The organism is Plesiomonas sp. (assembly GCF_051650925.1).
Taxonomy (GTDB): domain Bacteria; phylum Pseudomonadota; class Gammaproteobacteria; order Enterobacterales; family CAMTGL01; genus Plesiomonas.
In genome coordinates this window covers 1-3,113 of record NZ_JBOFRH010000540.1, presented here as the reverse complement: position 1 = coordinate 3,113, position 3,113 = coordinate 1, and the positions used below count along the sequence as shown (strand labels likewise).

Genomic DNA, 3,113 nt, shown 5'->3' with positions numbered 1-3,113 from the left:
TTCCTGCACTAACCGGACTTACATGGTGTCGTTTTTATTAGCTGTTGAATGGACGATTCTTTTTAGGCCATACAGCTAATCATGGTCGGCCCTATCTATTCTTCAATCATGCTTTTTTATGAATTAAAAAAAACGGTCTTAATACTTTTGCATATCGTCCTAAGCGTGGTCTTTACGCCTATACAACAAGCCGTCCGCCTTAAGCGTGCAACAAACGCAGGCGCGATGGGGCTTATGGCGGTGAAATCAAGCAGGTTATCTCGACTAAGCAAGCCCAAAAAGCACAGCGCAAAACCACTCCAGAAAGAAATTTAAAGAGAAGAGAAACTTGACATCCTCCCCGCCCTAAAGGACGGGGATTCCTGATTCGCAGCGTTGCGCCTAACGTTCAATGGAACAATTAGGACTTACTTACGCTCCACAGGCTAACACCGCTTGCCCAGCGGCTTTGATATTCATTGCGGCATTAACGTCTCTGTCTAAGCGTGTTTTGCACGCAGGACAAGACCAATGCCGAATATGTAACGGTAAGGATTCAACAACGTGACCACAGCAATTACAACGCTTACTGGATGGATACCACTTGTCTATTTGCACAAGGGCTCTGCCGTACCAGTCGGCTTTGTAAGTCAATTGCCGCACCAGTTCGCCCCAATTGGCGTCGCTGATGGCTTTAGCCAGTCGCTTGTTTTTGACCATGTTTTTAACGCTCAAACTTTCACAGCTAATCACTTGGTTTTCGTTTATCAGCTTGGTGGTGAGCTTGTGGGTAAAGTCTCGGCGGCAATCGGCAATCTTTGCCTGAATGCGTGCGACTTTTTGTCGGGCTTTGTGAAAGTTGGCAGAGCCTTTCTTTTTCTTCGAAAGGCGGCGCTGCGCCAGTGCCAGCTTTCTTGCGTGGTTCGCAGTGTGATGGGGATTACCCGACTTGAACCCGTCAGCGGTAATAACAAGGTCAGTCAAACCCAAATCAATGCCCGTGGTGCGTTTGCTAACGGGCAGTGGTTTAGGCTCGAAACGGCACAGCATAGACACGAAGTAACGGTCTGCGCTGTCTTTTGTGATGGTGATAGTTGTCGGTTCGCTGGGCAGGTCACGCGACCAGCGAATATCAAGCGGTTGCTGGCTTTTGGCAATGTAAATCTTGCCGTCTTTGTACTTGAACGCCGACTTGGTGAACTCCGCGCTTTGGTTACTGCGCTTCTTTTTGAAAGTGGGGTACTTAGCGCGGCCTTCAAAGAAGTTTTTAAAGGCGGTTTGTTGATGACGCAGCGATTGTTGCAACGGAACGCAAGATACCGTATTCAGCCACTCAAATTCAGGGAGTTTTTTAATCTCTGTGAGTTTAGAGCTAGCAGCGTTGTAGTTGATTTTCTGAGCGTCATTGTAAAACGCATCGGTACGCCATTTAAGGATTTTGTTGTACACAAACCGGACGCAACCAAACGTCTGCGCAAGCAATTGAGCTTGTTCAGGCGTTGGGTAGAAGCGTTGTTTAATGGCGATTTCTTTCATATCTCACAAACTACAGCATATTTTTGTGAGTGTGAATAACAACCAATTGGGACATGTTGCCGCTATGCGTAAATCGCTATCCCTCCCCGCCATGAATGACGGGGTTTCTCGCGAGGTAACTGATGATGCAGGGATCAGCAGCACAAAGCATCGCGCCGCCAATGCGGCACGCAAGATGAGCAACGAGACATAAAGGGAAAAGAGAGAAAGGATATGGAGACAATAAAATTCGCAGGGAAATAATGGGCTAACGCTGCCGTTACGGCAAATAACCCCGTAATTCACGCCAATCAGCAGCAAAGCGATGACGTAAGAAAAAGACATGCAGCGCCACTCGCTGCCGGCGTAGCCAGCCACCGTCAGTGACATACTGCCGATAATGACAAATATCCTGCCACAGCAGCTGCGGTTCAAACCCCGCCCACACGCTCGGCACCGGAGCTAACGCATTGGCATAGCATACCGGCGCGACCCACTCAAAAAAGAGCTGTTCAACCTGTCCCATAGGGAAAGCACGCGCTTGGGCGGCAATTTCGTGGTAATCCACCACATTATCGACAAAAATATCTGACAAGGCTTCACACAGGCGCTGTACCTGCGCAATAGATGCCTCAACCGGCATGCCTGTATTCATCATAATTCTGACACTCTCCACATCCCTATTCGCAGCCCCCCTATTCGCAGCAACTGACTAGGGTTGGGTATATTCTTGCAACTCCTTAATGCGCTGCTCAGCGCGTGAACGCATACACCCTAAGTACATTGCATTACGAATGGTGCCTTGTGACCAGAAGGTATACACCGCCTGACAATCTTTCTCGCGAAAACTGATCCAGGCCCGCTGCGCAGCAATAAACTGCTGTTTCATCTGCGCAGGGCTATCGGGTTGCGCACTTTCAGCACTGATTTGCGCCAGCACCTCACGATAAACCTGATTTAATTGCGCTTCCGTTTGCTCCTGCTGCTTTTGCAGGCAAGCATTAATTTCCAGCGTATTGGCCGCATTACCACAATCTTGCTCTGGTGCTGATGCAGTGGCAGATGCCGCCTGCGCCACAGGCATCACCGCCATCCCAGCCAACAGCAGGCTCGCCGTGAGCCATGCTCGCGCTCGCGTAAACACCGAACGCCTTGCAACAGCGCGCAGCACTAATGTATTACAATACAACATAATCCCTCCAAGGATATGTGACACCAACAACACTGCCAGCATCAACGCTTTGATGCCGCTTGATGCCATAGCCATGGCGATCAGCTTAGCGCGATCGGTATCAACGCAAAAGCATCAGCTAAAAAGAGCCATCTAACCACCGGTGTCAAACCGGCGCGGTTCACTAAACAGCAAGATGCGAAGGCATTGAATAACCGCGAGCGAACCGCCACAATGGCCGCCGATTCGCAGCGATGGTGAGATGCGGTGCGGCTGCTTATATTAGGCACTTAATTTCGGTGCTCTTATATTAGTGCACGGGTATTAGCACGTACCGATATTGCCCCCACAACATGACGATGGAGCCTCATGGATCGGCTAACCGCACTGCAGGTATTTATTGCCGTCGTAGAGCAAGGCAGTTTAAGCGCCGGCGCTGAACGACTGG

Annotated in this window: 3 protein-coding genes; all 3 read right to left on the bottom strand. The window is 49.9% G+C overall.

Annotated elements, in window-relative coordinates:
• Positions 1-411: 411 nt before the first annotated feature.
• Complete coding sequence (locus ACRC27_RS12845; RefSeq protein WP_438640052.1) at positions 412-1,515, bottom strand: RNA-guided endonuclease InsQ/TnpB family protein; 1,104 nt, start codon at positions 1,513-1,515, stop codon at positions 412-414.
• A 259-nt stretch (positions 1,516-1,774) separates the two neighbouring features.
• Positions 1,775-2,152: a DUF7079 family protein gene (locus ACRC27_RS12840; protein ID WP_438640051.1), complete on the bottom strand. Its 378-nt coding sequence runs from the start codon at positions 2,150-2,152 to the stop codon at positions 1,775-1,777.
• Positions 2,153-2,206: 54 nt separating this feature from the next.
• Positions 2,207-2,761, bottom strand: coding sequence for a lysozyme inhibitor LprI family protein (locus ACRC27_RS12835; protein ID WP_192438193.1), 555 nt, complete (start codon positions 2,759-2,761; stop codon positions 2,207-2,209).
• Positions 2,762-3,113: the final 352 nt, after the last annotated feature.